Source organism: Ochrobactrum sp. C6C9, assembly GCF_022627935.1.
GTDB classification, from domain to species: domain Bacteria; phylum Pseudomonadota; class Alphaproteobacteria; order Rhizobiales; family Rhizobiaceae; genus Brucella; species Brucella teleogrylli.
In genome coordinates, this window is record NZ_JABXGB010000003.1 from 124,793 (window position 1) to 151,509 (window position 26,717).

Here is a 26,717-nt window from a genome sequence, read left to right on the forward strand (position 1 = left end):
CAGGCCGGTTCGAACTGCGGTGGACAGTCCAATTATCAGTTGCAAATAAGTCTTAATAGCAGAAGGATGCGAAATGCTGAACAAGGTGAGACGAACTTTCCTGAAGGCAGCGACCGGAGCAGCATTGGCGGCAATATTGACCGCGATGTTTGCAATAGCTCCGGCTGGCGCACAGGAGAAATTCAAGGCGGTCACGACCTTCACCGTCATTGCCGACATTGCGCGCAACGTGGCGGGCGATGCGGCAATCGTTGAATCGATCACCAAGCCGGGCGCGGAAATCCATAATTATCAGCCGACACCCGGTGACATAAAGCGGGCGCAAGGTGCGCAGCTTGTTCTATGGAACGGGCTTAACCTCGAACTCTGGTTCGAAAAGTTCTTTCGCCACCTGAAGGACGTGCCGAGCGTTGTGGTGTCTGACGGCGTCGCTCCGATGGGCATTACGGAGGGACCGTATAGCGGCAAGCCTAACCCTCATGCCTGGATGTCGCCAACCGCCGCGCTGATCTATGTCGATAATATCCGCGATGCTTTCGTCAAATATGATCCGGCGAATGCCGCCACCTACACGGCAAATGCAGACGCCTATAAGCAGAAGATCCGCGCTGCAATCGAGCCGATCAAGGCGAAACTCGCCGCTGTTCCCGAGGACAAGCGTTGGCTCGTTTCGAGCGAAGGGGCGTTTTCCTATCTCGCGCGCGATTTCGGTCTGAAAGAGCTTTATCTGTGGCCGATCAATGCGGACCAGCAAGGCACGCCGCAGCAGGTGCGCAAGGTCATCGATGCCGTGCGCAAGAACGGCATTACCGTTGTCTTTTCCGAAAGCACGATTTCGCCAGCGCCAGCCGAGCAGGTGGCCCGCGAAACCGGGGCCCGCTATGGCGGCGTGCTTTACGTGGATTCCCTGACCGACAAGGACGGCCCGGTGCCGACCTATATCGACCTCTTGCGCGTCACCTCCGACACAATCGTCAAGGGACTGGCTGATCCGTCCTGATCCCTACAAATCTGGTGCCCGCCATCGTGGCGGGCACGCATTCGATCCTGATGAAAGAGATATCCGATGAATGCTCAACCCGACTGGCAGAGCCATTTCGGTTCCGGTTCTGAAGATGGCGGCATTTCCGTCGATGGCGCTACCGTCACTTATCGCAACGGTCTGACTGCCTTGCGCGACGCGAGTTTTCGCATCCCGACCGGCACAATTGCCGCTCTTGTCGGCGTCAATGGGTCAGGCAAATCCACCTTGTTCAAGGCGATCATGGGGTTTGTGCGTCTTGCGCGCGGCTCGATCCGGGTGCTGGGCATGACGGTTGACGAAGCCTTGCGCAAGAACCTCGTCGCCTATGTGCCGCAATCGGAAGAGGTGGACTGGAATTTTCCGGTTCTGGTTGAGGACGTGGTGATGATGGGCCGCTATGGCCATATGGGCATGATGCGGAGACCAAAGGCTGCTGATCATGAAGCGGTGGCCAATGCGCTTGCCCGCGTCAATATGAGCGAGTTTCGCAAGCGGCAGATCGGCGAGCTTTCGGGCGGGCAGAAGAAGCGCGTTTTCCTTGCCCGTGCGCTGGCGCAGGACGGTCGCGTGATCCTGCTGGACGAGCCGTTTACGGGGGTCGACGTCAAGACGGAAGAGCAGATCATCTCGCTGTTGCGCGAGTTGCGCGATGAAGGCCGCGTGATGCTGGTCTCAACGCATAATTTGGGTTCCGTGCCGGAGTTCTGCGACCGCACCATCCTGATAAAAGGCACGGTGCTGGCCTATGGGATGACGGCTGAGACATTCACCCAAAAAAATCTGGAAAAGACCTTTGGTGGCGTTCTGCGGCATTTCGTATTGAACGGACCGCAAGGCGAGGCTTCCGCCTCGATAGGCGTTATCAGCGACGATGAACGCCCGCTGATCTTGCAGGGCGGCAAGACTGCCATTCGCAACAGTGGCGATGGAGAAGGAGGGCAGGAATGATGGAAACACTCCTGCAGCCATTCACCTATAGCTATATGCTGGATGCGATGTGGGTGTCGGCGCTGGTCGGCGGCGTCTGCGCTTTCCTGTCCTGTTATCTGATGCTGAAGGGCTGGTCGCTGATCGGCGATGCCCTGTCCCATTCCATCGTTCCCGGCGTCGCTGGAGCCTATATGCTGGGGCTGCCGTTTTCCATTGGCGCCTTCTTTTCCGGCGGGCTGGCGGCAGGCGCCATGCTGTTTTTGAACCAGCGAACCAAGTTGAAGGAAGACGCCATTATCGGCCTTATCTTCTCAGGCTTTTTCGGTCTCGGCTTGTTCATGGTGTCGATCTCGCCGACCTCGGTAAACATCCAGACCATCGTGCTCGGCAATATTCTGGCGATTACGCCTGGCGACAAGCTGCAGCTCGGGATTATCGGCTTCGTGTCGCTCGCCCTTCTGCTCGTCAAATGGAAAGACCTCATGGTCACATTCTTCGACGAGACCCACGCACGTTCAATTGGCCTTAATCCGACCGCGCTGAAGATCATGTTCTTCACGCTTCTCTCGGCATCGACGGTGGCGGCGCTCCAGACGGTAGGCGCGTTCCTCGTCATCTGCATGGTGGTGACACCGGGAGCCACGGCCTATCTGCTGACGGATCGGTTTCCGCGACTGCTGGTCATCGCCGTGATAATCGGCGCTGCCACCAGTTTCGTCGGCGCCTATGCGAGTTATTTTCTCGATGGCGCGACGGGTGGCATCATTGTCGTGTTGCAGACGGCGATTTTCCTGAGCGCATTTTTCTTCGCACCCAAGCATGGCATGATTGCCAGCCGACGCCGCGCCGCCAGAACACAGGCCATGGAGGCGTCGCAGTGAACATTATCGACACGCTTCTTTCGCCATTCGAATTTCCATTCATGGTCAATGCGCTGGTGATTTCCGCCACTGTCGCTGTTCCCATGGCGCTGTTATCCTGCTTTCTCGTTCTAAAAGGTTGGTCGCTGATGGGCGATGCAATCAGCCACGCAGTGTTTCCCGGCGTGGTGATCGCCTATGTCGTGGGCTTTCCCTATGCGGTCGGCGCTTTCGTTGCGGGCATGTTTTGCGCCATCGCGACCGGCTTTTTGAAGGATAACAGCCGCATAAAGCAGGATACAGTCATGGGCGTGGTGTTTTCCGGCATGTTCGGGCTGGGACTGGTGCTCTATGTCAAGGTCAGGCCGGATGTGCATCTCGACCATATTTTGTTCGGCGATATGCTGGGCGTTTCGTGGTTCGATATTGGACAGGCAGGGCTGATTGCGCTGTTCACCTCCGCGATCATCGGCGTAAAATGGAAAGACTTCCTTTTGCATGCCTTCGATCCCGCGCAGGCGAGGGCGGTGGGCCTTCGGGTCAATCTCCTGCATTACGGCCTGCTGAGCCTCATCTCGCTGACGATTGTGGGTGCGTTGCAGGCTGTCGGTATCATCCTTGCCATCGCGATGCTGATCGCGCCGGGGGCCATTGCATTTCTCCTGACGCGTAAGTTCAGCACCATGCTGGTTCTGGCTGCGGTCATCGCGGCGGCGGGTTCGTTCATCGGCGTTTATCTGTCGTTCTTCATCGACAGCGCTCCGGCACCCACAATTGTGCTTTTGCTTTCAATGACTTTCGCCGCAGCTTTCATCTATGCGACCCGCAAGGCGGCACGAAACGAGGCATCGGAGATCGCTTGATAACAAGGCTTCTTCGAATCTCCCAATTTCCTGCATAGTGGCGAGATGAAGAAAGAAGCAACGGCATTGGCGATCTATCTGAAGCGCGGATTATCCACTGTGGCCATGATGCTCGTGGCGGCGATGTCCTGTCCTGCTCAGGCACAGGAACCGGGCAAGCCCGGCATTTGCGAGGCGGATAGTTTCGAGAATACGAAATATATCATCTGCAAGCCGGAAAACGGTGTCGCCGGGCTGCGGCTGTTCTGGAAAGGGGCCGACGACAAGCCCTATCGGACATTCTCCAGCGCTGCCAAGGCCGTCAGCGACGATGGCCGCAGACTGGTTTTCGCGTTGAATGCCGGAATGTACGGGCAGGATTTTGCGCCGATAGGCCTTTATATTGAGAACGGACAGCAACTGCGCCCCGCCAACAGGCAGAAAGGCGAAAGTGCAGGTGGTCCTGTGCCAAATTTCTACAAGAGGCCGAATGGTGTTTTCTTCTGGGACGACAAGGCGGCGGGAATTCTTCCGACCGACACGTTTTTGAAACGCCGGCCAAAGGTCAGTTTTGCCACCCAGTCAGGCCCCATGCTGGTCATCCGCAACAAATTGCACCGGGCCTTTATTGCCGGCTCGACGGACCGCACACGCCGCAGCGGCGTCGGTGTTTGCGAAAATGGCGCTGTGCGCTTAGCCATCAGCGAAGACCCGGTGAATTTTCATGATTTCGCGCGCATGTTTCGCGACCATTTGAAATGCCCGAATGCGCTGTTTCTCGATGGTGGAAACGGGACAGGCATTTATGATCCCGCTATGGGCCGCAACGACATATCCTGGCATGGCGGTTTTGGCCCGATTGTCGGCTTGGTGGAATAGCGCTTGCCGCCGCATCAGCCGTTGTCGGGTGTCTCGATCAGTTCCATGGCAAGCGCCCGCGCCGTGTCGGAAATATCGGGATTGAAAACCAGCCAATAGCCGTTTTCGCTCGTTAGCGATCGGTCGCAGGCGTGGACGAGTTGCCCGCGTTGCACTGCGCCATCAATCAGCCCGGCCCAGCCAAGCGCGACGCCCTGATCGGCAATCGCCGCCTCAATCACCAGATTATAGGTATTGAAGACGAGGCCGTAATTGCCGTCATCGATCTCCTCGCCGATGGCATTCAGCCACGATTGCCAGGTGAACCAGCGATCGCCCTGCAAGGTGTCGAGATGCAGAAGCGAGGCAGCACCAAGCCCCTTACCGGAGGGAAAGCCGCCGGATTTTTCGAGAAAAGCGGGCGAGCAGACCGGCACCACCTTTTCGCCGATGAAGGGGACGGAGCCTTCGGGAAAATCATTGCGCGCGCCAAAAAGGATTGCGATGTCTGCCTCGCGATAGTCGAGCGGCTGCAGCATGGAGGATGCCGTGATCCGCACATCCACCTCGGGATGTTTCGGCCTGAATTGCGCCACCCGCGGCATCAGCCAGAAAGTGGCAAAGCCGTAATCGGTTGCGATCCGCAAACCGGGCGAGCGCTGCCTGCGCCTGATCTGCTGCACGGCGTCTTCTATCCCATCCAGACCGGCGCGCACCGCTTCATAAAGGATTCGCCCATCGGGCAAAATTTCAACGCCACGCGCCCGCCTTGCAAACAGCGCAACACCCAAACGGTCTTCCATGCGTTTTATTTGATAGCTGACGGCAGGTTGCGTCATGCCGAGTTCACGCGCCGCAAGGGTCAGATTTTCCAAACGTCCGACCGCTTCGAAAACGCCAAGGCTGCCAAGATCCCAGGATGGAGAAACCATAAAGAACCTTTATATCTCCAATAAAAAATGAATGGGTTTTTCCTTAGCGTAAATGGTGTTTTCCTGAAAGTCGAAATGCAAGCCATAACGGTTTTTGATTGTACGAGATGCGGAATGCATCCATCAAGGAGGGGTCACCGATGCGCTATTTGAAGACGACTGCGCTGGCGTTTGCGGCGTTCACCGGGCTGGCGGGAACGGCTTATGCTGCCGATCCGGCTGCATGCGAAACCATCCGCCTGTCCGATCCGGGCTGGACAGATATCACCTCGACCAATTCCATCGCGAGCGTGCTGCTGACGGGGCTTGGCTATAAGCCCGATGTGAAGACGATGTCTGTGCCGATTGGCTATGAGGCCCTGAAGACTGGCAATCTCGACGTCTTCCTCGGCAACTGGATGCCCGCTCAGCAGAAATTCCGCGACGATCTCGACAAGGCCAAAGCAGCCGAAGTGATCGTCAAGAATCTTGAAGGTGCGAAGTTCACGCTCGCAGTGCCGGATTATGTCGCAAGCGAAGGCATCAAGGATTTTGCCGATCTTGCCGCGCAGGGCGATAAATTCGGCAAGGAGATTTACGGTATTGAGCCCGGCGCTCCCGCCAACCAGAATATCCAGAAGATCATTGAAGACCCGAAATTCAAGCTCGACGGCTGGAAGATCGTGGAATCCAGCGAGCAGGCCATGCTGGCGCAGGTGGACCGCAAGAACAAGGACAAGGGCTGGGTGGTGTTTCTCGCCTGGGCGCCGCATCCGATGAACACCAAACTGAAGATTGTATATTTGTCGGGCGGCGATGATTATTTCGGTCCGAACTATGGTGGCGCCGAAGTCTACACGCTGGCCCGCACCGGCTGGTCGGCGAACTGCCCGAACGCTGCAACCTTTTTCAAGAACCTCACCTTCACCGTCGATATTGAAAACGAACTGATGGGCAAGATTCTGGACGATGGTGCGGAAGGCCCTGCGGCTGCGAAGGAATGGCTGAAAGCTAATCCTGAGCAGATCGACAAGTGGCTGGCAGGCGTAACGACGCTGAAGGGCGAACCCGGTGCTGCTGCCGTCAAGGCAAGCATCGGCCTCTGATCGTCAGACGCAAAAGACTATAAGGCGGGCATTTCGATGCCCGCCATTTCGCGTTTCACTTCTGCCAAATGGTTCTGCACAAATGAAAAAGCCGAATATTCTCATTCTCATGGTCGACCAGTTGAACGGAACGTTCTTTCCGGATGGCCCCGCCGATTTTCTGCATGTTCCGCATTTGCGCAAGCTTGCCAAACGCTCGACCCGTTTTGCCAATTGCTACACGGCGAGCCCGCTTTGCGCTCCGGCTCGTGCCTCGTTGATGTCGGGCCAATTGCCGTTCCGCACCGGCGTTTATGATAATGCAGCCGAATTCTCGTCCGAAATTCCAACCTATGCGCATCATTTGCGCAATGCCGGTTATCAGACAGCGCTTTCCGGCAAGATGCATTTTGTCGGCCCGGATCAGCTGCACGGCTTCGAGCAGCGCCTGACGACGGATATTTACCCCGCCGATTTTGGCTGGACGCCCGATTATCGCAAGCCCGGAGAGCGCATCGACTGGTGGTATCACAATCTGGGTTCCATCACCGGGGCCGGTTCTGCGGAAATCACCAACCAGCTCGAATATGATGACGAAGTTGCCTATCAGGCCGAAGCAAAGCTTTACGATCTGGCACGCGGTCATGATAAGCGTCCGTGGTGCCTGACGGTCAGCTTCACTCACCCGCACGATCCCTATGTTGCGCGCAAGCGCTTCTTCGACCTCTATGCGGATATACCGGAACTCGATCCGAAGATCGGACCTCTGCCGGAGGGCGAAATCGATCCCCATAGCGAGCGGCTGCTTCGTGCCTGCAAGGCTGAGGATTATGAGCTGACGCGCGAGCAGATCAGGGCGGCGCGACAGGCTTATTTCGCCAATATTTGCTACGTCGATGAGAAGATCGGCGGCCTCCTGGACGTGATCGAGCGCTGTAACATGGCGGATGATACGATCGTCATCTTCACCTCGGATCATGGCGATATGCTTGGTGAACGCGGCATGTGGTTCAAGATGAGCTTCTTCGAAGGTTCAGCACGGGTGCCGTTGATGATCGCCGCTCCGCAGATGCCTGCGGGCCTTATCAATACGCCTGCGTCAACGCTTGATGTGCTGCCCACCCTTGCCGATCTGGCCGGCATCGACCTCAATGGTATCATGCCGTGGACGGATGGCGTTTCACTGCTGGAAGTCGCTTCGGGTGCAAAGGAACGCGGCGCGGTGCCGTGTGAATATGCGGCTGAAGGTACGGTCGCGCCGATGGTTTCACTGCGTGACGGGCCATGGAAGCTCAATCTCTGTCATGTCGATCCACCGCAATTGTACAATCTCGATGACGACCCGGATGAACTGCAAAATCTGGCGGAGTGCCTGGAGCATCGCGCGATGCTCGAACAACTGATGGACAAGGCACTTGGGCGCTGGAACCTCGAACTCTACGATGCGAATGTTCGCGCAAGCCAGGCCCGCCGCCATGTGGTCTATCCGGCCCTGCGCAACGGCGCTTATTACCCGTGGGATTACCAGCCGCTGCAAAAGGCATCCGAACGCTATATGCGAAACCACATGGACCTGAACGTGCTGGAGGATAACCAGCGTTTTCCACGCGGCTAGCATCAGGTCGAAGCCGGGCATCTCGTCCGGCTTCTCCTGTTATCGCGTTTACAGATCGACCGGGCGGCCTGAGGCTTCTTCCTCAAGCGTGACAGCGACATCGGCATTTGCCGAAAGCCTGACCTTGTCGCTTTCGATATCGGCTACGAAGCCCAACTCGATATAGTGATGATGGTCGGCGTGTTGTCCGGAATTATCGGACTTCTTCAGCTTGATCCGGTTTCCTTCCAGCCGATCCACTGTTCCGACATGCACACCGTCTGCGCCTATCACTTCCATATTCTCGTGAATTCTGTGCTGCATAGCGATTTCCTCTGCTTTAGCTTCAGATGAATTCAGCAAATTGCCAATGGGATTGCTGTTCCTAAACTAGTGCACCTTTGCCGTTTGACCATGGCAGAGAGTAATGGACAACCGGTCGGTCATCAGAATGAGCATTAATCGTTCGGTAAACCTAGCTGTCTTTGTGCTCTGCCTGATCTCTGAGTATCTGCGCAGCTCTTGCTCTGTAGTTGTCTTTCACTTCGTCGGAGACCCCGCCGCTCACACTGGCACCGCTGACGATTTTGCCAACGGTTGAATCCCAGTCCAGATCAGGATCCGGGTTTTCGCGGTCAAATAATTGCTTCGCGAGTTCTTCAATCTCGAGCTGCTTTTCAAGTTCGCCACTCATGTCTCTCTCCTGCTGCAAAATGACGCTCAGGGTAGTCGCCCGCTGCCATCTTCGTGATGGCGAACCATATATTTGCGAATGAGCAGATCGAGCGCATCTCTGGCCTCCGTCTCAGTCAACCGCGCCTGAACGTGCCCCTCAATTGAAACAACTTCACCGCTGAACTTATCAAAAACGGACCAAGTGCCGTCGTGCTCCCGCCGAACATCAAATCCGTTTTCAATCATAGGGGCCTCCATTCGTTACATCTGCCGCCCGTCCTGTGCCTGTAGCTCTCTTTCTTGTTGAACACGCTCAAGGATCGTAAAGGCAGCTTGGGCGGCATCCTCTGTCAACGCGATTTGCAGCCGACCTTTGAATGTGATGGGGCGCTGGGTTGCCCCATCCACCACTGACCAGGTGCCGTTTCCGCATCTCAATGTTTTATAGGTGGTCGCCATTCTTCCCTCCGGATCCCTGCTGTTTTGAGCCACTGTCCGCTCCCGCATGTTCCACCACGCTTATACGCGGTTGGTGTTACAACACCGCTGGCGCCAAATTGTTTCTCTCGAACGGACATTATATGAACGCCCTCATGGAACCCTGCGCGGTGAAAATCTGAGGTAAAATGACGGGAAGACGGCCTTGTTGTTATTGCTCATCCCCGGTGTCGCCCTGTGGGGCGGTCGATTTTCCATTCGAGAAAAGAACGAGCGTAAGCAGCGCAAAGGCCATCACAATAACTGCAACGTCAAAGGCATTTACAGCGCACGCAATGCCAATGGCACCTGTCGCCCAAAGGCTGGCGGCGGTGGCGGTACCTTTCACCGACGAGCTTAAACGAAGGATGGCGCCTCCGCCGATAAAGCCCATTCCTGTGATGACGCCCTCAATAATGCGGGCGAGCGCTTCGGGATTGTCGGTCGTAATCCCTTCTGTTGCCTGGATAAAGCCGCAGCTGGCCACTGCCACGAGCGGAAATGTTCGAAGGCCAGCGCTTCGTTCTTCTCGTTCTCGATGCCAGCCTATCGGCAGCGCCAGAATGTATGCGGCTGCCAAGGCGATGACGTGTGGCCAAACGTTGAAATTGTCGGACTTTAGCGCCTCTTGAAGCGCGGTTTGAAGCTGATCCATGTTTCTCGTCGCTTTGAGGTGAAGGCCTCAGTAAACGAACGTGTTTCGATTACGTTCCGAAGCCATTCAAATGGCGCGGCGGCTGAAAGAGGCGACAAGAGCGCTTTCAGCTATGGAGTGAGCGTTTTTTGTAGAGAAGGCGACGCCGTTCTGGAAGAGCAGAATATTTGTTGATAATATTAGTGGAAGCTAATTTATTGAATAGCTGGTGCCGCTTAGGTGACTCGAACACCTGACCCCATCATTACGAATGATGTGCTCTACCGACTGAGCTAAAGCGGCCCGGGAACCTTCGTTCCAACTCCGTTAAGAGATTCCATTCGTTTCCGTCTGGACGGTGCGCTGATAACCAAAAGCAGAACGGAAAGCAAGGCCGAAATCGAAAAACGGTCAGATTGTTTCAAACCTTGTGAAAACAGGGCCTTCCATCGGAGAGGCCCTGTTCGAAACGCGCTGGCAATGTGCCTTATGCGCCAGCGCAGAGTTGACTGCGCGCTTCCTTATATTCCCGCTCCAGACGGTCGATCAGCGTGGCCGCCGGTGCAACCTCATGAATGGCGCCGATGCCCTGTCCGCAGCCCCAGATATCCTTCCACGCTTTCGCGCCTTCTTTGTGCGCCTGATCAAAATCCATCTTCGATGCATCGGCTTCCGGCAGATTGTCTGGGTCAAGGCCGGACTGGGTGATGGAGGGCTTCAGATAATTGCCTGCGATGCCGGTAAAATAGTTCGAATAGACGATATCGGCCGCCGTCGAATCGACAATCATCTGCTTGTAGGCATCAACCGCGCGGGCTTCCGTCGTCGCGATGAAGGGTGAGCCGATATAGGCGAGGTCTGCGCCCATGGCCTGCGCAGCCAGAATCGAACGGCCATTGGCGATGGCACCGGAAAGAAGCAGTGGGCCATCAAACCAGGCGCGGATTTCCTGCACCAATGCGAAAGGAGATAGGGGGCCAGCATGGCCGCCCGCACCGGCTGCGACAGCGATCAGGCCATCTGCACCCTTGCGGATGGCCGAATTGGCGTGGCGATTATTGATGACGTCGTGCAGCACAATGCCGCCGTAGGAATGGATCGCTGCGTTCACCTCGGGCACTGCGCCGAGTGAAGAAATGACAATCGGCACTTTGTATTTCACACAGAGGCCGAGATCATGTTCCAGCCGCTTGTTGGAACGGTGAACGATCTGGTTGACCGCGAATGGTGCTGCCGGACGGTCCGGATTGGCCTTGTCGTGAGCGGCGAGGCCTTCGGTGATCTCAGCCAGCCACTCATCCAACTGCGCTTCAGGGCGCGCGTTAAGGGCAGGGAACGAACCAACGACGCCAGCCTTGCATTGCGCCATCACAAGCGCCGGATGCGAAATGATGAATAGGGGCGCGCCGACAACAGGAATGCGCAATCTGTTCTTCAAACTATCCGGCAAGGCCATATTATTCTCCTCAAAAATTGACGTTTGCGTAAACGTAATATCTCTACCACGCCTGTACAGAACGGCAATACGAAAGATTAAATTAGATTCGGTTTTGGAACCAAGCGTAAGCATCTCTGGTGCCAGCACAAAACGCGCGGGCGAAGAATGGTCAGGCCTTCGGTTTAGCTTCGGCTTCTATGCTCGGATGATGATTCTGTCGCAACAGCCATGGTTTTGCGGTTCGATTTAGGCCGGTGGGTTACAAAGCTGAGATAAAACATGAAGATGGCTAGGCTAGGAATTTGCCGCGAAGTTTAGGAAACTGACCGATAAATCATGCTCTTGAACGGTCGCTGAATCACATGTCGGATGAGGTTTCTGCATCAGATTCAATCTGCTAGGGTGAGGCGACGGCACCAAAGGTTCGGGGAAAAGCACGGTGAAAGTCGATATTTGGCAACGAGGCGGGTCTTATCAGGTAGCCAAATCAGTTATTGAACGGCTAAATGCCTTGATTCAGACGTTAAATTCGCTGAGGCTTGGAAAAAGCCGCTTTCTGAAAGTCGGTTTGGAACTTTAGGAATAAGCACAGGCGGGAAACGCGAACACGGGGACGAGTGGCCTTTGGATAGTATAGAACGCGCTATCAGAAACGCATTTGCCAAAGCGGATGCTTATAACCCTGCGACCCGTCAGCGTATATACGAATCCGCATGGGGTGCCCATGAGCGCGCGCTCGCGGCCAACACTGCTTTGAGCGACGCCCAAAAAGAACAGCGCCGCCAGAAGCTGAAGGATGCCATTTCCAGCATCGAGCAGGAATTCTCCGCCCCGCGCCAGAATGAAGACAAGGCAGAGCCATCGCTGGATGCGCCGCATCGCGATGATCCTGTCCTGGGTGCTGCTGTGGGCAGTGCTCCGGCGCTCGATACCGGCGATATACGTTCCCGATCCACGAAGAAAAAGGGCGGAAGCGCCGATCTCGGCTATGAAGGCGGTGTCTCGCGCAAGGAAAAGCGCGGCAAGAAGAAGCGGCATTCGCCCTTCTACAGCTATGGCATTCCGGCGCTGGTGCTGTTTGTCGCCGTCATGATCGGCTATTCGCTTTATAGCAGCTTCATCGATTTGAGCCGTGGTCCATCCAGCAGTCCGCTGCACAGCGATGGAAGCGGCGCGCCGCTGAAGGATGGTGAAGAGCCGGGCGGGGCGAAGTGGATTACCATTTTCCAGCCGTCTGAAGCGACACGCATGTCGGTGCAAGGGCGCGCCACCGCAGAAATCCTGCGTGATGGCCCGAGCAGCTTTGCACGCGTGAAATCTTCCGGTGAAGGCGATACGGTTACCTTCGATGTTGGCGAAGGCATTCTGGACCAGCTCGCTGGCAAGACAGCCACATTCGATATCATCGCCAAGGCCGATGGCGGCAAGATAACCCAAATGTCTGTCAGTTGCGATTTCGCAGGCTTTGGCGATTGCGGGCGCAGACGGTATGACGTGGGTGAATCGCGCAACGATTTTCTGTTCGATCTGGATTTCGCAGGTGACAAGAAGGCAGGCCGCGCCGGTGTCATCACGATCAATTCCGATCTGACCGGAACCGGAAAGCCGGTCGATATCTACGAAATTCGCGTTTCGGCGAATGCACAGTAGTCATTGAAAAACAGAGAGTTGCTGGCTTTTCTTCTCCGGGTTTGGAGGAGATTTAGCTGAGCAGCTTTTCCAGCGTTTCAAGCCGATCCGCTTCGCGGGGCGGTTTATCCCAGCGCAGGCGCGAGAAGCGCGGAAAACGCATGGCGACACCGGATTTATGTCGTGTTGAGCGGTTCAATCCCTCAAAGGCCACTTCCACGACCAGACCGTGATCGGGTTCTGCGCGGACCGAACGCACCGGGCCGAAACGCTCGATGGTGTTTTCGCGAACAAATTTGTCCAGCAGTTTCAGTTCCTCATCGGTGAAGCCGAAATAGGCCTTGCCGACCGGCACCAGAACCGGCTCGTCTTCCGGTCCTGTCCAGACCGCGAAGGTGAAGTCGGAATAGTAGCTGGAGCGTTTGCCGTGGCCGCGCTGCGCGTAGACAACCACCGCATCGACAGTGAACGGATCGCGCTTCCATTTGAACCACGGTCCCTTGGGGCGACCGGGAAGATAGGCACTATCATGCCGTTTCAACATCACGCCCTCGATGACCGGGTGCGGAGGGTTGACGCGCAAGGCGGCCAGTTCGCCGAAATCGGCGAAGGACAGCACGGGCGACAGATCGAACCGGCGCGGGTCGAGTGTGCTGACGAAGGTTTGAAGGCGTTTGCGGCGCTCGGCAAAGGGCAGGGCGCGCAAATCCTCACCGGATTGCTGGTTGCCGTCTTGCAATAGATCATAAGCGCGGATGAAAGCCGGATAGTCGCGCAATTGTTTGGCGCTGACGGTCTTGCGGTTCAATCGCTGCTGCAGGTCGGAGAAAGTGGCGGTTTCAATGCCGGTTTCACCGTGATGCCCGACGAGAAGTTCGCCATCAATGGCGCCTTCAAAGTCCATTGCCTCCAGCACATCCGGAAATGCGCCGGAAATATCATCGCCGGTGCGTGAATAAAGCTTGCGCACCCCGTTTTCCGAGACGGCTTGCACACGAATCCCGTCCCATTTCCATTCCGCGCTGAATGCGGCTGGATCGAGCGAGGAAATCTCTGCTTCATCCAGTGCGGTGGCCAGCATGACAGGGCGAAAGGGCGCATCGGCAGTTGCGGCTGGTTTGGGAGCAAGGCCTTCCAGCCAGGCAAACAGCGCCGTATAGGGCGGTGACTGGCCATGCCAGAGTTCTTCGATCTCCGTCACGTCCACGCCGCCGAAATCGGCGAGCGCCTGTTTGGCAAGACGCGCTGAAACGCCGATGCGCAAGCCGCCGGTTACAAGTTTCAGCAGGGCATAACGCTCCGATATGCCGAGAAGATCAAGCCAGCCTGCAACCAGTATCGGGCCTTCACGGCGCGAGGCATGTTGCAGTTCGTGCACCACAACGCCGAGCGAAAGATTGGTGCCCGGCGAGGTCTCGCTGGGGCCGGGCCAGATCAGCGAAATGGTTTCGGCCAGATCGCCGACATAATCATAGGAATAAGCGAAAAGCGTCGGGTCCGTCCGTTCCGCGATCAGGGCGCGCAGCATGGCGGGTTTCACGCTTTGCAATTCCAGATCGCGCGTGATGGCGGCCAGCGCCAGCCCACGGTCGGGATCGGGTGTGGTGCGGAAATAATCGGCAAGCAGGCGTAGCTTGCCATTACGCTGCGGGGTGAGAACCAGACGGTCGAGAAGTTCGGCGAAAGCGCGCATCAATCGCCCTCATCTTCGTAGCCGATAAGATGCAGCGGCTTCGCCGGAATGTTCTGCAATTCGCACCACCGAACCAGAGCCTCCTCCCGCCCATGCGTGACCCAGACTTCGGCGGGCGCAATTTCCGATATCGTTTCCGTCAGCTCATCCCAGTCGCAATGGTCGGAGATGATCAGCGGCAGTTCGATGCCCTGTTGCTTGGCGCGCTGGCGGATGCGCATCCAGCCGGAGGCGAAGGCCGGAACGGGATCGGGAAAACGTCGCGCCCAGCGGTCGGAAAAGGCGGTCGGCGGGCCGACGATGATCTTACCCGCAAAATCAGGCAGCTTCTCGCCACGCTCCAGCGTTGCGGGTTCAAGGGGGCCGAGGTCGATACCGCGCATCTGGTAATAGTCGCACAATGTTTCCAAAGCGCCGTGAATATAGATCGGATCACTATAGCCCGCATTGCGAATGAGCTTGATCACGCGCTGCGCCTTGCCGAGCGAATAAGCGCCGACCAGATACGCGCGCTCGGGAAAGAGCGTGAGTGATTTCAAAAGCTTTGCGATTTCATGCGATGCATCCGGGTGACGGAAGACCGGCAGCGCGAATGTCGCTTCGGTGATGAAGACATCGCATTTGATCGGCTCGAATGGCGCGCAGGTCGGGTCGGCGGCGCGCTTATAGTCGCCCGATGCAACGATGCGGGTCCCATCTTTCTCGACGGCGATTTGCGCCGAACCGAGCACATGGCCAGCGCCGTGAAAACTGACGCGAACGCCGTTGATCGTCAGCGTTTCACCTAAAGCCACTGGCTGCACGGTTTCGGCAAAACCCTCGCCATAGCGAAGCCGCATGATGTCGAGTGTTTCCTGCGTGGCCAGAACATGGGTGTGTCCTGCGCGGGCATGATCGGAATGACCATGGGTGATCAGTGCGCGCTCCACCGGGCGTACCGGATCGATGTAAAAATCGCCGGGCGGGCAATAAAGACCTTTCGGAGAGGAACATAAGAGCTGATTGAAGCGCATAAGCCAAAGATAGGTCAGCACCTTTCCGCTGAAAAGAGAAGGGTGGCGTCATTGCTGACAAAATGAGAACAAAAGTGAACAAACATCTTGGCGTGATGCGGCGTGGCTATTAGATTGGGCGTGTGACACTGAATTTGAAACCCGCTGCCGCATCAGCCGCTTTTGCCCTGCCGGACCGTTTTGTTGAATGGTTCGGTTCCAAGGGCTGGTCTCCGCGCGCCCATCAGCTTGAATTGCTGGCGCGGGCAGAAGACGGGCAATCGACCTTGTTGATTGCGCCGACTGGCGCTGGCAAGACGCTGGCCGGGTTTTTACCCGCGCTGGTGGATCTTGAGCGGAAAGGCCGTAAAAAGCCGGGTATGGCGAAGCGCGGCGTTCATACGTTGTATATTTCGCCGCTGAAGGCGCTGGCGGTCGATATCCATCGCAACCTCACAGTGCCGGTCGAGGAAATGGGGCTTGATATCACCATCGAGACCCGCACCGGCGATACGCCTGCGCATAAGCGCCAGCGGCAGAAACTGGCACCGCCGGATATTCTGCTAACCACACCGGAACAGCTGGCCTTGCTGATCGCGTCCAAGGGGGCGGACCAGTTCTTCAAGGGATTGCGCTATGTGGTGCTGGACGAGTTGCATTCGCTGGTGATTTCCAAGCGCGGCCACTTGCTGGCGCTGGGGCTGGCGCGGCTGCGCCGTCTGCAACCGCAATTGCAGACCATCGGGCTGTCAGCGACCGTGGCCGAGCCGGACCAATTGCGCCAGTGGCTTGTGGAGCAGGACGGCACCGATCCCAAAGCCGGACTGGTGACGGTGGATGGTGGCGCGAAACCGGAAATATCCATCCTCGATTCCGAGGAACGGGTGCCGTGGGCCGGGCATTCCGCACGCTATGCCACTGCCGATGTCTATGAGGCGATCCGGGCGCATCGCACCACGCTGCTTTTCGTCAATACGCGCAGTCAGGCGGAAATGCTGTTTCAGGAGCTGTGGCGCATCAATGAAGATACGCTGCCGATTGCCTTGCATCACGGTTCGCTCGATGCCAGCCAGCGCCGCAAGGTCGAACAGGCCATGGCCGCCAATACGTTGCGGGCGGTTGTCGCCACTTCCACGCTTGATCTCGGTATTGATTGGGGCGATGTCGATCTGGTCATCCATGTCGGCGCGCCAAAGGGGGCGAGCCGTCTGGCACAGCGTATCGGTCGCGCCAATCACCGCATGGACGAGCCGAGCCGCGCCATTCTCGTGCCTGCCAATCGTTTTGAGGTGATGGAATGTCGCGCCGCACTCGACGCCAATTATCTCGGCGCGCAGGATACGCCGCCGCTGATCGACGGCGCGCTCGATGTGCTGGCGCAGCATGTGCTCGGCATGGCCTGCGCCGAACCGTTTAATGCCGATCAGCTTTTTGCCGAAGTGCGCAGTGCTGCACCCTACATGAACCTTTCCCGCCAAAGCTTTGATCGCATTCTGGATTTTGTCGCAACGGGCGGTTATGCGCTCAAAACCTATGAGCGCTTTGCCAAAATCCGCAAGACGGTGGATGGCAGGTGGCGGGTGTCCAATCCGCGGATCGCGCAGCAATATCGCCTGAACATCGGCACGATTGTCGAAGCGCCGGAGCTGAACGTGCGGCTCACACGTGGCGGCAAGAAAGCCAGCGCCTATGGCGGGCGTGTTCTGGGCCGGATCGAAGAATATTTTCTGGAAACGCTGACATCCGGCGACACTTTCCTGTTTGCGGGCAAGGTGTTACGCTTCGAAGGTATTCGCGAAAACGAATGCATCGCCACGAGTGCTGCCGGTCAGGATGCGAAAATACCGGTCTATGCGGGCGGGAAGTTCCCGCTTTCGACTTATCTTGCCTCTCAGGTGCGCGCCATGCTGGCTGATCGCACACGCTGGCAGTTTCTGCCCGAACAGGTGCGCGAGTGGCTGGAGGTGCAGGAATTCAAATCCGTGCTGCCGCGCACCGATGAATTGCTGATCGAAACTTTTCCGCGGGGTGGTCGGTTCTACATGGTGGCCTATCCGTTTGAGGGCAGGCTGGCCCATCAGACGCTCGGCATGTTGCTGACGCGCCGGCTGGAACGGATGGGCGCCCATCCGTTGGGCTTCGTCGCCACCGATTATTCACTGGGCCTGTGGGGGCTGAAGGACATGGGCGCGATGATCCGCTCCGGTTCGCTAAACCTCACCCGCCTGTTCGATGAGGACATGCTGGGCGACGATCTCGAAGCATGGCTTGACGAAAGCTATCTTTTGAAGCGGACTTTCCGCAATTGTGCCGTGATTTCCGGTTTGATCGAGCGCCGTCATCCGGGGTTGGAAAAGACCGGGCGGCAGGTGACTGTTTCTACCGATCTGATCTATGACGTGCTACGCGGCCATGAACCCGACCATATCCTCTTGCGGGCAACGCGGGCGGATGCCGCGACAGGGCTTCTCGATATCAAGCGCCTCGGCGACATGCTGGCGCGCGTGAAAGGTCATATCTTGCACAAGCCGCTTGAGCATATTTCGCCGCTGGCCCTGCCGGTGATGCTGGAAATCGGGCGCGAGCGTGTGGCAGGCGAGGGCGATGAAATGCTGCTTGAGGAAACAGCTGACGATCTCATCCGCGAGGCGATGGAATAAGAAATGAGAATGAGGGTTTCGGAATGAGAGCGGCTGTCTGGAGCAATGGCGAGGCCTATAGTCTCGCGCACACGCAAGTGCGCGGCATTGCCGCCGTTTGCGATCCTTCCGGCGCACTGTTTCTGCCCGATCTCGCCATGCTGGTCGTGTCTGATCTGCATCTGGAAAAAGGCTCATCCTTCGCCCGGCGTGGGCAACTGATCCCACCTTATGATACGGCGGCAACGCTCGATATGCTTGCTGTGGCAGTCGCCCGTTACCAGCCGAAGGTGATCATCAGCCTTGGCGACAGTTTTCATGATCCGAAAGCCAGCGAACGCCTGCCGTCGCTTTACGCCATCCGACTGAAATCGCTGATGGAAAATCGCGACTGGTTCTGGATCACCGGCAATCACGATCCCGAACGCCCGGTCGATCTACCGGGCGATTGTGTGGAGGAACTGGCGGTGGGACCGCTTGTGTTCCGGCACGAACCCTCGCGCATGCTTGGGCAGGGCGAGATTGCGGGCCATCTGCATCCGGCGGCGCGCATCGTGCGGCGTGGGCGCTCCGTGCGTCGTCCCTGTTTCGTCAGCGATGGCGAAAGGCTGATCATGCCCGCTTTCGGTGCATATACCGGCGCGCTCAACGTGCTGGACCGCGCCTTTCGCGGCCTTTTTGTCGATGAAACGTTACGCGCCTATATGCTGGGGCAAGGCAAGGTCTATCCGATTGCCCGCGGCGCGCTGCATGGCGGTTGAACCTTTGCATTTACGCATTATCCGACGCATCGAAGCGGGATTAGAAATCAGTCCAGTGAACTGATTTCCCCGCGTAGGCGCTTCGCACTTTTGCTGGAAATGCTCTAGTCTTTCCTGAACAGAATACGTCCGAACCAGCCGGTGAAGACCGCCAGAAAAACCGCGAACAGACCATAGAGCAGGCTATATTGGTGGGCGGCGTTATAAACGCTTTGCTCCAGACCGGCCTTGACGATTTCCAGACCGGCATTGGCTTCGCGCAGAAAGACGCCGTTGCGAAACAAAAGTGCACGCGCCTTGTGTCGTCCAACCGGCACATTGGCTGGCAGGTTGAGCGTCGCGCGAAACAAGGTGCGTGACACGAATTCCACGCCACCAATGCGCTGATTGTAGAGGCCCTGCCGGATTTTCATCTCGCGAAGCTCGGTTCCGAATTTCGGAATGTTGCCCGACAGGCTCGAAGGGTCTTCCGGGTTCAGATAGAAATTGCGCACGCCGACCGAAAGCTGACGGTAGACTTTTTCATCCGCAATATCCTGAAGATTGCGCGTCGAGGCGAGCGAATAGGATAGCGGAACGCCGAGAAAAGTCTCTGAATCGGCGTTGATCCAGACGCCCAGATAACGCTCCTTCTTGCGCACCACCAGGTTGCGTTCCGGCCCCTGCAAAACCACGATAATATCGTAACGCCCCTGCCGTTGGATCATCGGATCGGCATTGTCCAGCGCGCCGAAAATCGTCAGATCCGTGCCCCCGAAGTTGGAGGTGATGGCGATGGTTTCGGTCGAAAGGCCGATATCGATCGTTTCTTCCGCAGGCGTCTGCAACTGTGGGACTGTATTGCCGTCGCCACTGGCATTAATTTGCGCGAATGCGGCGCTCGCGAGAAGCGAAAGAGTGAGTGCTGAGACGAGGGCAGCGCTCCGCATCTCAAAAATCCGCTATCGTGATCGAGAACAGATTATCAGGCCGCACGAAGAGGCCAAAGGCAAGACGCAATGCAACGGCCAGCACAAGCAGGGCCAGCAAAAGGCGCAATTGTTCGCCGCGCAGTTTTTGGCCAGCGCGCGCACCATATTGCGCGCCGATCACGCCGCCAATCATCAGCAGGAAAGCCAGTACGATATCGATAGACTGGTTGGTGGTCGCCTGCATGACCGTGGTGAAAGCGGTCACGAATGTAATCTGGAAGAGCGAAGTGCCCACAACCACATTGGTCGGCACATGCAAAAGATAGATCAGCGCGGGCACCATGATGAAGCCGCCGCCGACGCCCATGATCGACGACAACAGACCGATAAAGAAGCCGATGCCGAGAACCGGGATGATGCTGACATAGATGGTCGAGGCGCGAAACCGCATTTTGAACGGCAGCCTGTGGATCCAAGTGTGCTGGCCGGGGCGGCGTATGGCGCCGCCTTTCTTGACCCGCCGCAAAGCGCGCAGGCTTTCCACCAGCATTAGCCCGCCAACACTGCCGAGGAAAAATACGTAGAGGATCGATACGATCAGATCGAGCTGGCCCAGTTCGCGCAGCCATGAGAAGACAAAAATACCGAGCAGCGAGCCGACGATACCGCCAGCAACGAGAAACAGGCCGAGCTTGATATCCAGCGTTCGCCGTTTGAAATGAACGAGCGCACCGGAAACAGACGAAGCGATAACCTGATTGGCGCCGGTCGCAACCGCAATGGCAGGCGGAATATTGTAGAAGATCAGCAGTGGCGTGATCAGAAATCCACCGCCCACACCGAACAGGCCGGAAAGAAAGCCGACCGCAGCGCCCATGCTGAGCAGAACCAGCATGTTGACCGATAATTCTGCAATGGGAAGATAAATACCCAATTCCGAACCCGGCTCTCACGGACGCATACGCTTCTCGGGCCCGCTGCGGTCGCGCAATCCCGCGAGGCCTGTTCACCTAACCGTCTTGCGCTGCCCGATCCGCGAAGTCAAACGCCGATTGGTATTACGGTTACCTTGCGCGGGACGTGTTACTTTCCTGCAATGGTTAGCCGCTTTTTCTATGTATTTTTCTGCAGCAGCAGCTGAACCAGCTTCTGATCGACATTGCCGGTTGGCTGCAGCCCGTTGGCCTTCTGGAACGAGGCAATGGCCGTGCGGGTCTTGCCGCCCATCACGCCGTCTGCCGTGCCGACATCATAGCCGTTCTTCTTGAGAATAAGCTGGATGTTGCGAACTGCCTTCTTCATATCCACCGAGCCGGTGGTGGTCGGCTTGGCTTCCGTCCAGGCATCCGGCACGTCAATGGAATTGGTGGCCTCGTTAAGCGGCTTTGCCTTCCATGACTGGACGGTGGCCTTCGCCTGTTCCAGCTGTTCCGGCTTCAGCGCTTCGGCGATCTGGTCGCGCTTCTGGGCGGCGTCCTTGTCACCGGAATTGGCGGCAAGCGCGAACCATTTGTAGCTTTCTTCCAGATTAACCGGGACACCGAGGCCCTTGGCGGCAAGAATGCCGAGATTGAACTGGCTGTCCTTCACGCCGAGGTCGGCAGCTTCGGTAAACCAGCGGGCGGCCGACGCATTGTCCGGAGCGCCGTTTGCGCCGGTTGCGAACAGAACGGCGAGGTTGTGCATCGCGCTTGCATTGCCCTGTTGCGCCGAAAGCTGATACCAGGTCTTGGCCTTGTCCAGATCGCGGGGCATGCCGAGGCCTTTTTCATTGAAATTGCCAAGGCGATACTGTGCCGGTGCAAAACCCTGACCGGCGGAAATGTCATACCATTGTGCGGCTTTGGTAAAGTCGGCGGTGACGCCGCGACCTTCCATGTAGCGATTGCCGATTTCGAACAAGGCGCGGGCATCGCCCTTGGCGGCGGCTTCGCGCAAGGCAGCCGGACCCGCTTCTTCCGGGATGGCCGGAAGAGCGACTTGAGCGGGTGCGGAAGGTGACGTGGTCTCTGCAGGCGCAGAGGCTTCGACCGGAGTGGTCGGCGCGCTGGCGATGACCGTTTCAATGGTGGACGATGGTTCCGATGCAGCGGGCGCTTCGGCCTTTTCCTGACGCGGCTCGATAATTTGTGGTGCCTCAGCTTGAACCGGAGCCTGCGGTGCTGCTGCTGGTGTCTCAGCGACGGGCGCTTCCGGCTGCGGAGCAACATCGACAGTCGCGTCGGTCGGTTCATCGCGGGTGAGGAAGGCGCTGCCGACTTGCAGACCCGCCATGGCGATCATGACGGCACCGATTGCCATCAGGATCGGCTTGCGCTGACGCTGCATGACATCGCCAACGGACTTTTTCTTCTTGCCTGCGCCCTTGACCGAACCCTTCTGGAGTTGTTCGGATTCGGCGGCTGCAAGCTGTGCGGCGCGGCGGGCGGCAGTGATAAAATCAACCTTGCCATTGGCTGCCAGAGCGGCGTCGGCTGCATCTTCGCGCTGGCGGCGTTCTTCGCGCACGCGCTTCATGATGGAGTTGAGGTCGGGCATATGATCGCCGCCGAACCGGGCATCCGGTTCGCTCTCGACGATGGGTTCGACAGTGGCCATTTCACTTTCGAAAGCCGGGGCGTCGTTTTTGTCGAAGCTTTCGGCCTTGAGATCGCCATCGGTATTCGCGCCGTTCTTGTCAGCGCGACGTCCGCGCATTGCCTTGGCAAGCCCCCCGAACAGCGACGACTTGCCGGAAGCTTCGCCAACGGGCGCAGCAACGACAGCGGTTTCGCCCTGAATGGTGGCAAAGGCAGCTTCGGCGGCAGCGGCTGCAGGCGAACGAGGCGTGTTCAGGCGCGGGGCACCGGTTTCCGGAGCGGAAAAGCGCGGTGCCGGGTCGCCCGCCAAAGCCATGGCCGGGCGCGCATCGTCTTCACGCTTGTCCGGATTGCGATTGGCAAGGCTTTCACTGCCCTGACCGCCCATATCCTGTTCAAGCCGGGACAGGCGATCCACGATCTTGACCAGCGTGTCGTGCACGGCTTCAAAGGTCTTGCTGTTGCGCTCGTCCGTATTGCGGGCCAGCATTTCCAGCGACTTCATATCGTCCGCGAGCTGACGGGCAATGGCTGTGTCGCCCTGGCTACCGTGCTGGAGAACACGCGCAACGGCGCTTTCCGCCGCTTCACGCGCCGCGTCGAGAACGGTCTCTCGGTTCGTTTCGAGCGAACGTTCGATGGAATCGAGGCGCGGCTTGATCTGGGCGAGTTCGGCAACCGGCTGGGCCAGATGGTGGGCGATATTGGCAATCTGATCTTCCAGATTGCGGATGGCTTCGCTGTCGGCCAGATTTGGCATTTCATAATGCGGCGCTTGCAGCAAGCCGAGCGAGATCTGCTGCGAAATGTCGTCAAGACGACCTTCGAGCGTATGGATCGCGTCGCTGTCGATGGAGCGGCCGCCATATTGCGCATCCAGCCGTTCGGTCAGTTCCGCGAAACGGCGGTCGATGGTGTCGAGAACCGCAGGGTCCGGCTCATGGCTGCGCCGTTCGGCGTTTTCCAGCTTCTGGCCAATGGCTTCGAGGCGGGCTTCAACGCTGCGATAATCGGACTGGCTCAGATTTTCCGTGACCTTGGCGACCTGATTGGCCAGAAGGCTGATCTGGTGTGCGAGCTGTTCGGCGATGCGATCGGGCAGAGCCTGTCCGCTGGACAGCACATCGATGCGCTGCGATAGCTCGCTCAGCTTCTGGAACAAGACATCTGAGTTCTGTCGGGAAGCCGAACCGTCGATCTGGTCTGCAAGCTCGGCAAGGCGCTTCTCGATGCGCTCCAGACGACGCGCATCTTCCTGATCGGGACGTTGCGCGCGGCTGGTCGCGATGATCGCACGGCTGATTTCGTCAAGCCGGGTGTCGATCTGGTTCAGCATATCCTGTTCGAAAGGCGCTGCGTTCTGCGGGTTCAGCGCGTCTTCGATGGAGTGGGTCAGCCTACCGATCCGCTCTTCAATGGCGCTGAAAGCATGGGACTGCGGCAGGGTGCCGATGGCTTCGCGCATCTGCTCAAGGCGCGAGCCAATGGCGTTGAGCGCCGGATTAACGGCGTCATGACGCTTTTCGAAAGCCTGCATCTGCGCGTCGAAGCGGTCCCAGCGATTGTCGATACGGCGCAGGGTTTCCTCGCGGGCAAGCGTATGGACGGTGCGGTTCAATTCATCGAACTGGCGGCGCAGCGCCTGCGCATTGGCCTCGCTGCTGCGCTCGGCAAGCAGGTGCACGCTTTCGCTGAGGCGATCGAAATCGTCACTCATGCGCTGCGAAAAACCTTCTTCGCTGGCAGCGCGCTGCATGCGCGACATTTCACGGCTGGCATCGCTGATCTCAGTGCTCGATGCAAAGCGCGCCTTCGCCTGTTCCTGGCTGTCCCGACGGCGGCGCAGATTGTCGGCGATTTCTGCGAGACCGGCTGCGGTCTCATCCGCATAGCGCGGGGCGGTAGGCTGGTGAGCGGCAAAGGAGGGGGCGTTCGGATGCGGTGCTGCGGGAGCGTCCTGTTCCAGCTCCATCAGGCGGCGCTCAAGACCGGCAAGCGTGCGGTCGAGCTCCTGCATGGCTGCGGATGCGGGGCGACGCTCGCGATGCGCGTTCAAATCATCAATCCTGGAACGCGAACCGGAAGCTAGCTCTGGATTTGCCATGAGAAATTCACTTTTCCAAATGATAAGGGTCGCCGGACGCAAATTCGGGAACGCAGAACCTTAGAAACTTGCTGCACCTACATTTGTACAAACGTAGTAAACAAGTCGTTAATATGCGGGTTTTCAGCTTGTTTTTGAACGAAAATTGTCCGGTCTGACGGCTCGCGCAGGTGTGGTAGGCACCAAATTGCGGGTTCGGAACTGGCCGGGTTCATCATGGCAGTACGAACAACCAGAATCGACGGGCAGGCCGGTCATTGTGTGGCCGAAGCTTTTACCTTGAGTCGTTTTCTCAATGAGGTTCCATCGCGCCTTGGTGCGGTGGACGGGCGTTTCCGGGGGCGGAAACAGGGATTAATATGAGTGAAAAGGCCATAGAGCCTGTAACGATAGCGGAGCTCCTGACCGGGAGCAGCTTGAAGGTCAGAGAAGATTACCAGCAACGCAGCCAATTGTTCCGGATTGGCGACCTGGCGCATGAGTTTGGTCTGTCGCTGCGCGCATTGCGTTTCTACGAGGATAAAGGATTGTTAAACCCGCGGCGGGCCGGGGTCACGCGGCTTTATGACCGTGAGGACCATACCCGTCTGCGTCTCATTCTGTTTGGTCGCCAGATCGGCTTTACGCTGGCGGAGACGAAACAGCTCATCGATCTCTGGAAAGAGGGCGCAAGCGATCTCGGTCAGGTCGATGATTTGCGCGCAACGCTTTCCGGAAAGCTTGCTGAACTTGAGAAGAAGAAGGGCGAAATCGACCGCTCGATTGAAGAGCTGAAAGCGCTTCTGAAAAGACTGGTGACGCCATCGGCGTGAGCGCTGAAGGACAGACCGCCTTTTCGCGGGGGCGAAAAGGCGGTCTTTGTCGTTTATGCGATGTCTTCGACCTGATCGAGATAGTCGCCATAGCCTTCGGCTTCCATCTCGGCCTTCGGCACAAAGCGCAGGGAGGCGGAGTTAATGCAATAACGCAGGCCGCCGCGATCAACCGGGCCGTCCGGGAAGACATGGCCAAGATGGCTGTCGCCATGGGCGGACCGTACTTCGGTGCGAACCATACCATGTGAGATGTCATTCAACTCGCTGACATTGGCCGGTTCAATCGGCTTGGTGAAGCTTGGCCAGCCGCAATGGGAATCGTATTTGTCGCTGGATGCAAAGAGCGGCTCGCCGGAAACGATATCGACGTAAATACCGGCTTCCTTATTATAGAGATATTCGCCGGTTCCCGGGCGCTCGGTGCCGCTTTCCTGCGTAACGCGATATTGCTCCGGGGACAGTTTGGCGATGGCCTCTGGATTCTTGCTGTAGCTCATGGGTAAAACTCCCTGTCATTCCACTTGAATCTAGGCCGTCTGTCGCAACAATTCCAGAGGACGGCACGGGAATTTGATGGGTTTCAACTGTCTTGCGTGACCAGTGCGGTTTCAGCTGTGCGCGTCACTTCCTGCAGTACGAAAAGCGCATTTTCCAGCGATTGACGGTCGATCTTTTCGAGAAGCTCGGCGCGGATATGATGCGTCACTTCCTGAAGTTCGCGAACCTGTTCCTGTCCTTCAGGCGTCAGCTCGATGCGCTTGGCGCGACGGTCGCCTTCCACCGGAACACGGCGGATAAGCTCCTGTTTTTCCAGCCCATCCAGCAGGCGGACAACCGATGGATGCTCGATTTCCAATGCATCGGCCAGTTCGCGCTGGTTCCAGTCGCGATCCTGCGCAAGCAACAGCATCACGCGGGCGCGTGATAGCGTCAGGCCAAGCGCCCGAACGCGAGAGTCAAATAGGTTGCGCATTTTTCGGGCCGCAGTGGATAGGCCCATCGTGAACGCGGCGTGCAGTTCCTGTTTCGGGTCATACATTACTTAGCAATCTAAAATATGGGTGTGCTATACATATAGCGATCTCCGATTTGATCGCAAGGGTTGCGGCTGGTTCATTGCAGCTTTCGGTAACCCTGAAATGACAACGTTTGCACAATTTTGCTTTACGTACCTCAAAACGAAAGTTAAGCTCGCAATTGTGAGGCTTTGGGAGGAGTTCACGTGCGATTTGATTATCAGGATCAATGGCGGGGAAGTTACGGCTG

Annotated in this window: 25 protein-coding genes and 1 tRNA gene; 11 read left to right on the plus strand and 15 right to left on the minus strand. The window is 57.5% G+C overall.

The window, feature by feature from the left end; translation table 11 throughout:
• Positions 1-73 precede the first annotated feature (73 nt).
• The 5 genes from HWD97_RS03225 (at position 74) to HWD97_RS03245 (ending at position 4,535) form a co-directional block, all read left to right on the plus strand.
• Positions 74-1,000, plus strand: coding sequence for a metal ABC transporter substrate-binding protein (locus tag HWD97_RS03225; RefSeq protein ID WP_109367628.1), 927 nt, complete (start codon positions 74-76; stop codon positions 998-1,000).
• Positions 1,001-1,066: 66 nt separating this feature from the next.
• A complete protein-coding gene (locus tag HWD97_RS03230; RefSeq protein WP_109367627.1) occupies positions 1,067-1,972 on the plus strand; it encodes a manganese/iron ABC transporter ATP-binding protein in 906 nt (301 codons plus the stop codon).
• Positions 1,969-2,835, plus strand: coding sequence for a metal ABC transporter permease (locus tag HWD97_RS03235; protein WP_109367626.1), 867 nt, complete (start codon positions 1,969-1,971; stop codon positions 2,833-2,835). Before HWD97_RS03230 ends, HWD97_RS03235 begins: the two co-directional genes overlap by 4 nt.
• The gene (locus HWD97_RS03240; protein WP_109367625.1) at positions 2,832-3,677 is read left to right on the plus strand and encodes a metal ABC transporter permease; all 846 of its coding nucleotides are present in this window, start codon (positions 2,832-2,834) and stop codon (positions 3,675-3,677) included. Before HWD97_RS03235 ends, HWD97_RS03240 begins: the two co-directional genes overlap by 4 nt.
• 45 nt (positions 3,678-3,722) lie before the next feature.
• Positions 3,723-4,535, plus strand: a complete 813-nt coding sequence (locus tag HWD97_RS03245) for a phosphodiester glycosidase family protein (RefSeq protein ID WP_181376048.1) — start codon at positions 3,723-3,725, stop codon at positions 4,533-4,535.
• A 14-nt stretch (positions 4,536-4,549) separates the two neighbouring features.
• Here HWD97_RS03245 and HWD97_RS03250 read toward each other — a convergent pair whose 3' ends face one another.
• Positions 4,550-5,446 carry a LysR substrate-binding domain-containing protein gene (locus HWD97_RS03250; protein ID WP_109367624.1) on the minus strand — a complete coding sequence of 299 codons (897 nt, stop codon included), beginning with the start codon at positions 5,444-5,446 and terminating at the stop codon, positions 4,550-4,552.
• A gap of 140 nt (positions 5,447-5,586) precedes the next feature.
• Between HWD97_RS03250 and choX the strand changes: the two genes are divergently transcribed.
• Both choX and betC read left to right on the plus strand, forming a co-directional pair.
• Positions 5,587-6,531: a choline ABC transporter substrate-binding protein gene (gene choX / locus HWD97_RS03255; RefSeq protein ID WP_109367623.1), complete on the plus strand. Its 945-nt coding sequence runs from the start codon at positions 5,587-5,589 to the stop codon at positions 6,529-6,531.
• An 82-nt stretch (positions 6,532-6,613) separates the two neighbouring features.
• Positions 6,614-8,125 carry a choline-sulfatase gene (gene betC / locus HWD97_RS03260; protein ID WP_371834697.1) on the plus strand — a complete coding sequence of 504 codons (1,512 nt, stop codon included), beginning with the start codon at positions 6,614-6,616 and terminating at the stop codon, positions 8,123-8,125.
• 48 nt (positions 8,126-8,173) lie between these two features.
• Here the strand turns inward: betC and HWD97_RS03265 are convergent, their stop codons facing one another.
• The 7 genes from HWD97_RS03265 to HWD97_RS03295 all read right to left on the minus strand — a co-directional run bounded on the left by HWD97_RS03265 (position 8,174) and on the right by HWD97_RS03295 (position 11,346).
• Complete coding sequence (locus HWD97_RS03265) at positions 8,174-8,428, minus strand: DUF2171 domain-containing protein (protein WP_109367621.1); 255 nt, start codon at positions 8,426-8,428, stop codon at positions 8,174-8,176.
• A 151-nt stretch (positions 8,429-8,579) separates the two neighbouring features.
• Positions 8,580-8,798: a hypothetical protein gene (locus tag HWD97_RS03270; RefSeq protein ID WP_121538779.1), complete on the minus strand. Its 219-nt coding sequence runs from the start codon at positions 8,796-8,798 to the stop codon at positions 8,580-8,582.
• 26 nt (positions 8,799-8,824) lie between these two features.
• Positions 8,825-9,025, minus strand: coding sequence for a hypothetical protein (locus tag HWD97_RS03275; protein ID WP_235858981.1), 201 nt, complete (start codon positions 9,023-9,025; stop codon positions 8,825-8,827).
• Positions 9,026-9,040: 15 nt separating this feature from the next.
• Entirely contained in the window at positions 9,041-9,238 is a 198-nt protein-coding gene (locus HWD97_RS03280) for a hypothetical protein (RefSeq protein ID WP_109367618.1), read from the minus strand.
• 190 nt (positions 9,239-9,428) lie between these two features.
• A complete protein-coding gene (locus HWD97_RS03285; protein WP_109367617.1) occupies positions 9,429-9,911 on the minus strand; it encodes an MgtC/SapB family protein in 483 nt (160 codons plus the stop codon).
• 206 nt (positions 9,912-10,117) lie between these two features.
• Positions 10,118-10,193 (minus strand) — tRNA-Thr (locus HWD97_RS03290).
• A 184-nt stretch (positions 10,194-10,377) separates the two neighbouring features.
• Positions 10,378-11,346 (minus strand): nitronate monooxygenase family protein, encoded by a 969-nt coding sequence (locus HWD97_RS03295; protein WP_109367575.1) that lies wholly within the window; start codon positions 11,344-11,346, stop codon positions 10,378-10,380.
• A 606-nt stretch (positions 11,347-11,952) separates the two neighbouring features.
• On the opposite strand from HWD97_RS03295, the gene HWD97_RS03300 reads away from it, so the two are divergent.
• Positions 11,953-12,978 (plus strand): hypothetical protein, encoded by a 1,026-nt coding sequence (locus tag HWD97_RS03300; protein ID WP_109367574.1) that lies wholly within the window; start codon positions 11,953-11,955, stop codon positions 12,976-12,978.
• Between the two features lie 52 nt (positions 12,979-13,030).
• On the opposite strand, the gene HWD97_RS03305 is transcribed toward HWD97_RS03300, so the two are convergent.
• Positions 13,031-14,650: a cisplatin damage response ATP-dependent DNA ligase gene (locus tag HWD97_RS03305; RefSeq protein WP_121538781.1), complete on the minus strand. Its 1,620-nt coding sequence runs from the start codon at positions 14,648-14,650 to the stop codon at positions 13,031-13,033.
• Positions 14,650-15,663, minus strand: a complete 1,014-nt coding sequence (locus tag HWD97_RS03310; RefSeq protein WP_109368006.1) for a ligase-associated DNA damage response exonuclease — start codon at positions 15,661-15,663, stop codon at positions 14,650-14,652. The genes HWD97_RS03305 and HWD97_RS03310 overlap by 1 nt, the downstream gene beginning before the upstream one ends.
• 122 nt (positions 15,664-15,785) lie before the next feature.
• Between HWD97_RS03310 and HWD97_RS03315 the strand changes: the two genes are divergently transcribed.
• Entirely contained in the window at positions 15,786-18,302 is a 2,517-nt protein-coding gene (locus HWD97_RS03315; RefSeq protein ID WP_109367572.1) for a ligase-associated DNA damage response DEXH box helicase, read from the plus strand.
• Positions 18,303-18,325: 23 nt separating this feature from the next.
• Positions 18,326-19,042, plus strand: coding sequence for a ligase-associated DNA damage response endonuclease PdeM (gene pdeM, locus HWD97_RS03320; RefSeq protein WP_109367571.1), 717 nt, complete (start codon positions 18,326-18,328; stop codon positions 19,040-19,042).
• A 104-nt stretch (positions 19,043-19,146) separates the two neighbouring features.
• Here pdeM and HWD97_RS03325 read toward each other — a convergent pair whose 3' ends face one another.
• The 3 genes from HWD97_RS03325 to HWD97_RS03335 all read right to left on the minus strand — a co-directional run bounded on the left by HWD97_RS03325 (position 19,147) and on the right by HWD97_RS03335 (position 24,288).
• Complete coding sequence (locus HWD97_RS03325) at positions 19,147-19,971, minus strand: TIGR02186 family protein (protein WP_109367570.1); 825 nt, start codon at positions 19,969-19,971, stop codon at positions 19,147-19,149.
• Position 19,972: 1 nt separating this feature from the next.
• Entirely contained in the window at positions 19,973-20,848 is an 876-nt protein-coding gene (locus HWD97_RS03330) for a sulfite exporter TauE/SafE family protein (protein ID WP_235858985.1), read from the minus strand.
• Between the two features lie 218 nt (positions 20,849-21,066).
• Positions 21,067-24,288 carry a peptidoglycan-binding protein gene (locus HWD97_RS03335; RefSeq protein ID WP_371830836.1) on the minus strand — a complete coding sequence of 1,074 codons (3,222 nt, stop codon included), beginning with the start codon at positions 24,286-24,288 and terminating at the stop codon, positions 21,067-21,069.
• Positions 24,289-24,995: 707 nt separating this feature from the next.
• Here HWD97_RS03335 and HWD97_RS03340 point away from each other — a divergent pair.
• Positions 24,996-25,448: a MerR family transcriptional regulator gene (locus tag HWD97_RS03340; RefSeq protein WP_109367567.1), complete on the plus strand. Its 453-nt coding sequence runs from the start codon at positions 24,996-24,998 to the stop codon at positions 25,446-25,448.
• Positions 25,449-25,501: 53 nt separating this feature from the next.
• Here the strand turns inward: HWD97_RS03340 and msrB are convergent, their stop codons facing one another.
• Together msrB and HWD97_RS03350 are read right to left on the minus strand one after the other, a co-directional pair.
• A complete protein-coding gene (msrB, locus tag HWD97_RS03345) occupies positions 25,502-25,948 on the minus strand; it encodes a peptide-methionine (R)-S-oxide reductase MsrB (RefSeq protein ID WP_109367566.1) in 447 nt (148 codons plus the stop codon).
• 83 nt (positions 25,949-26,031) lie between these two features.
• Positions 26,032-26,490 (minus strand): MarR family winged helix-turn-helix transcriptional regulator, encoded by a 459-nt coding sequence (locus HWD97_RS03350; protein ID WP_109367565.1) that lies wholly within the window; start codon positions 26,488-26,490, stop codon positions 26,032-26,034.
• Positions 26,491-26,717 lie beyond the last annotated feature (227 nt).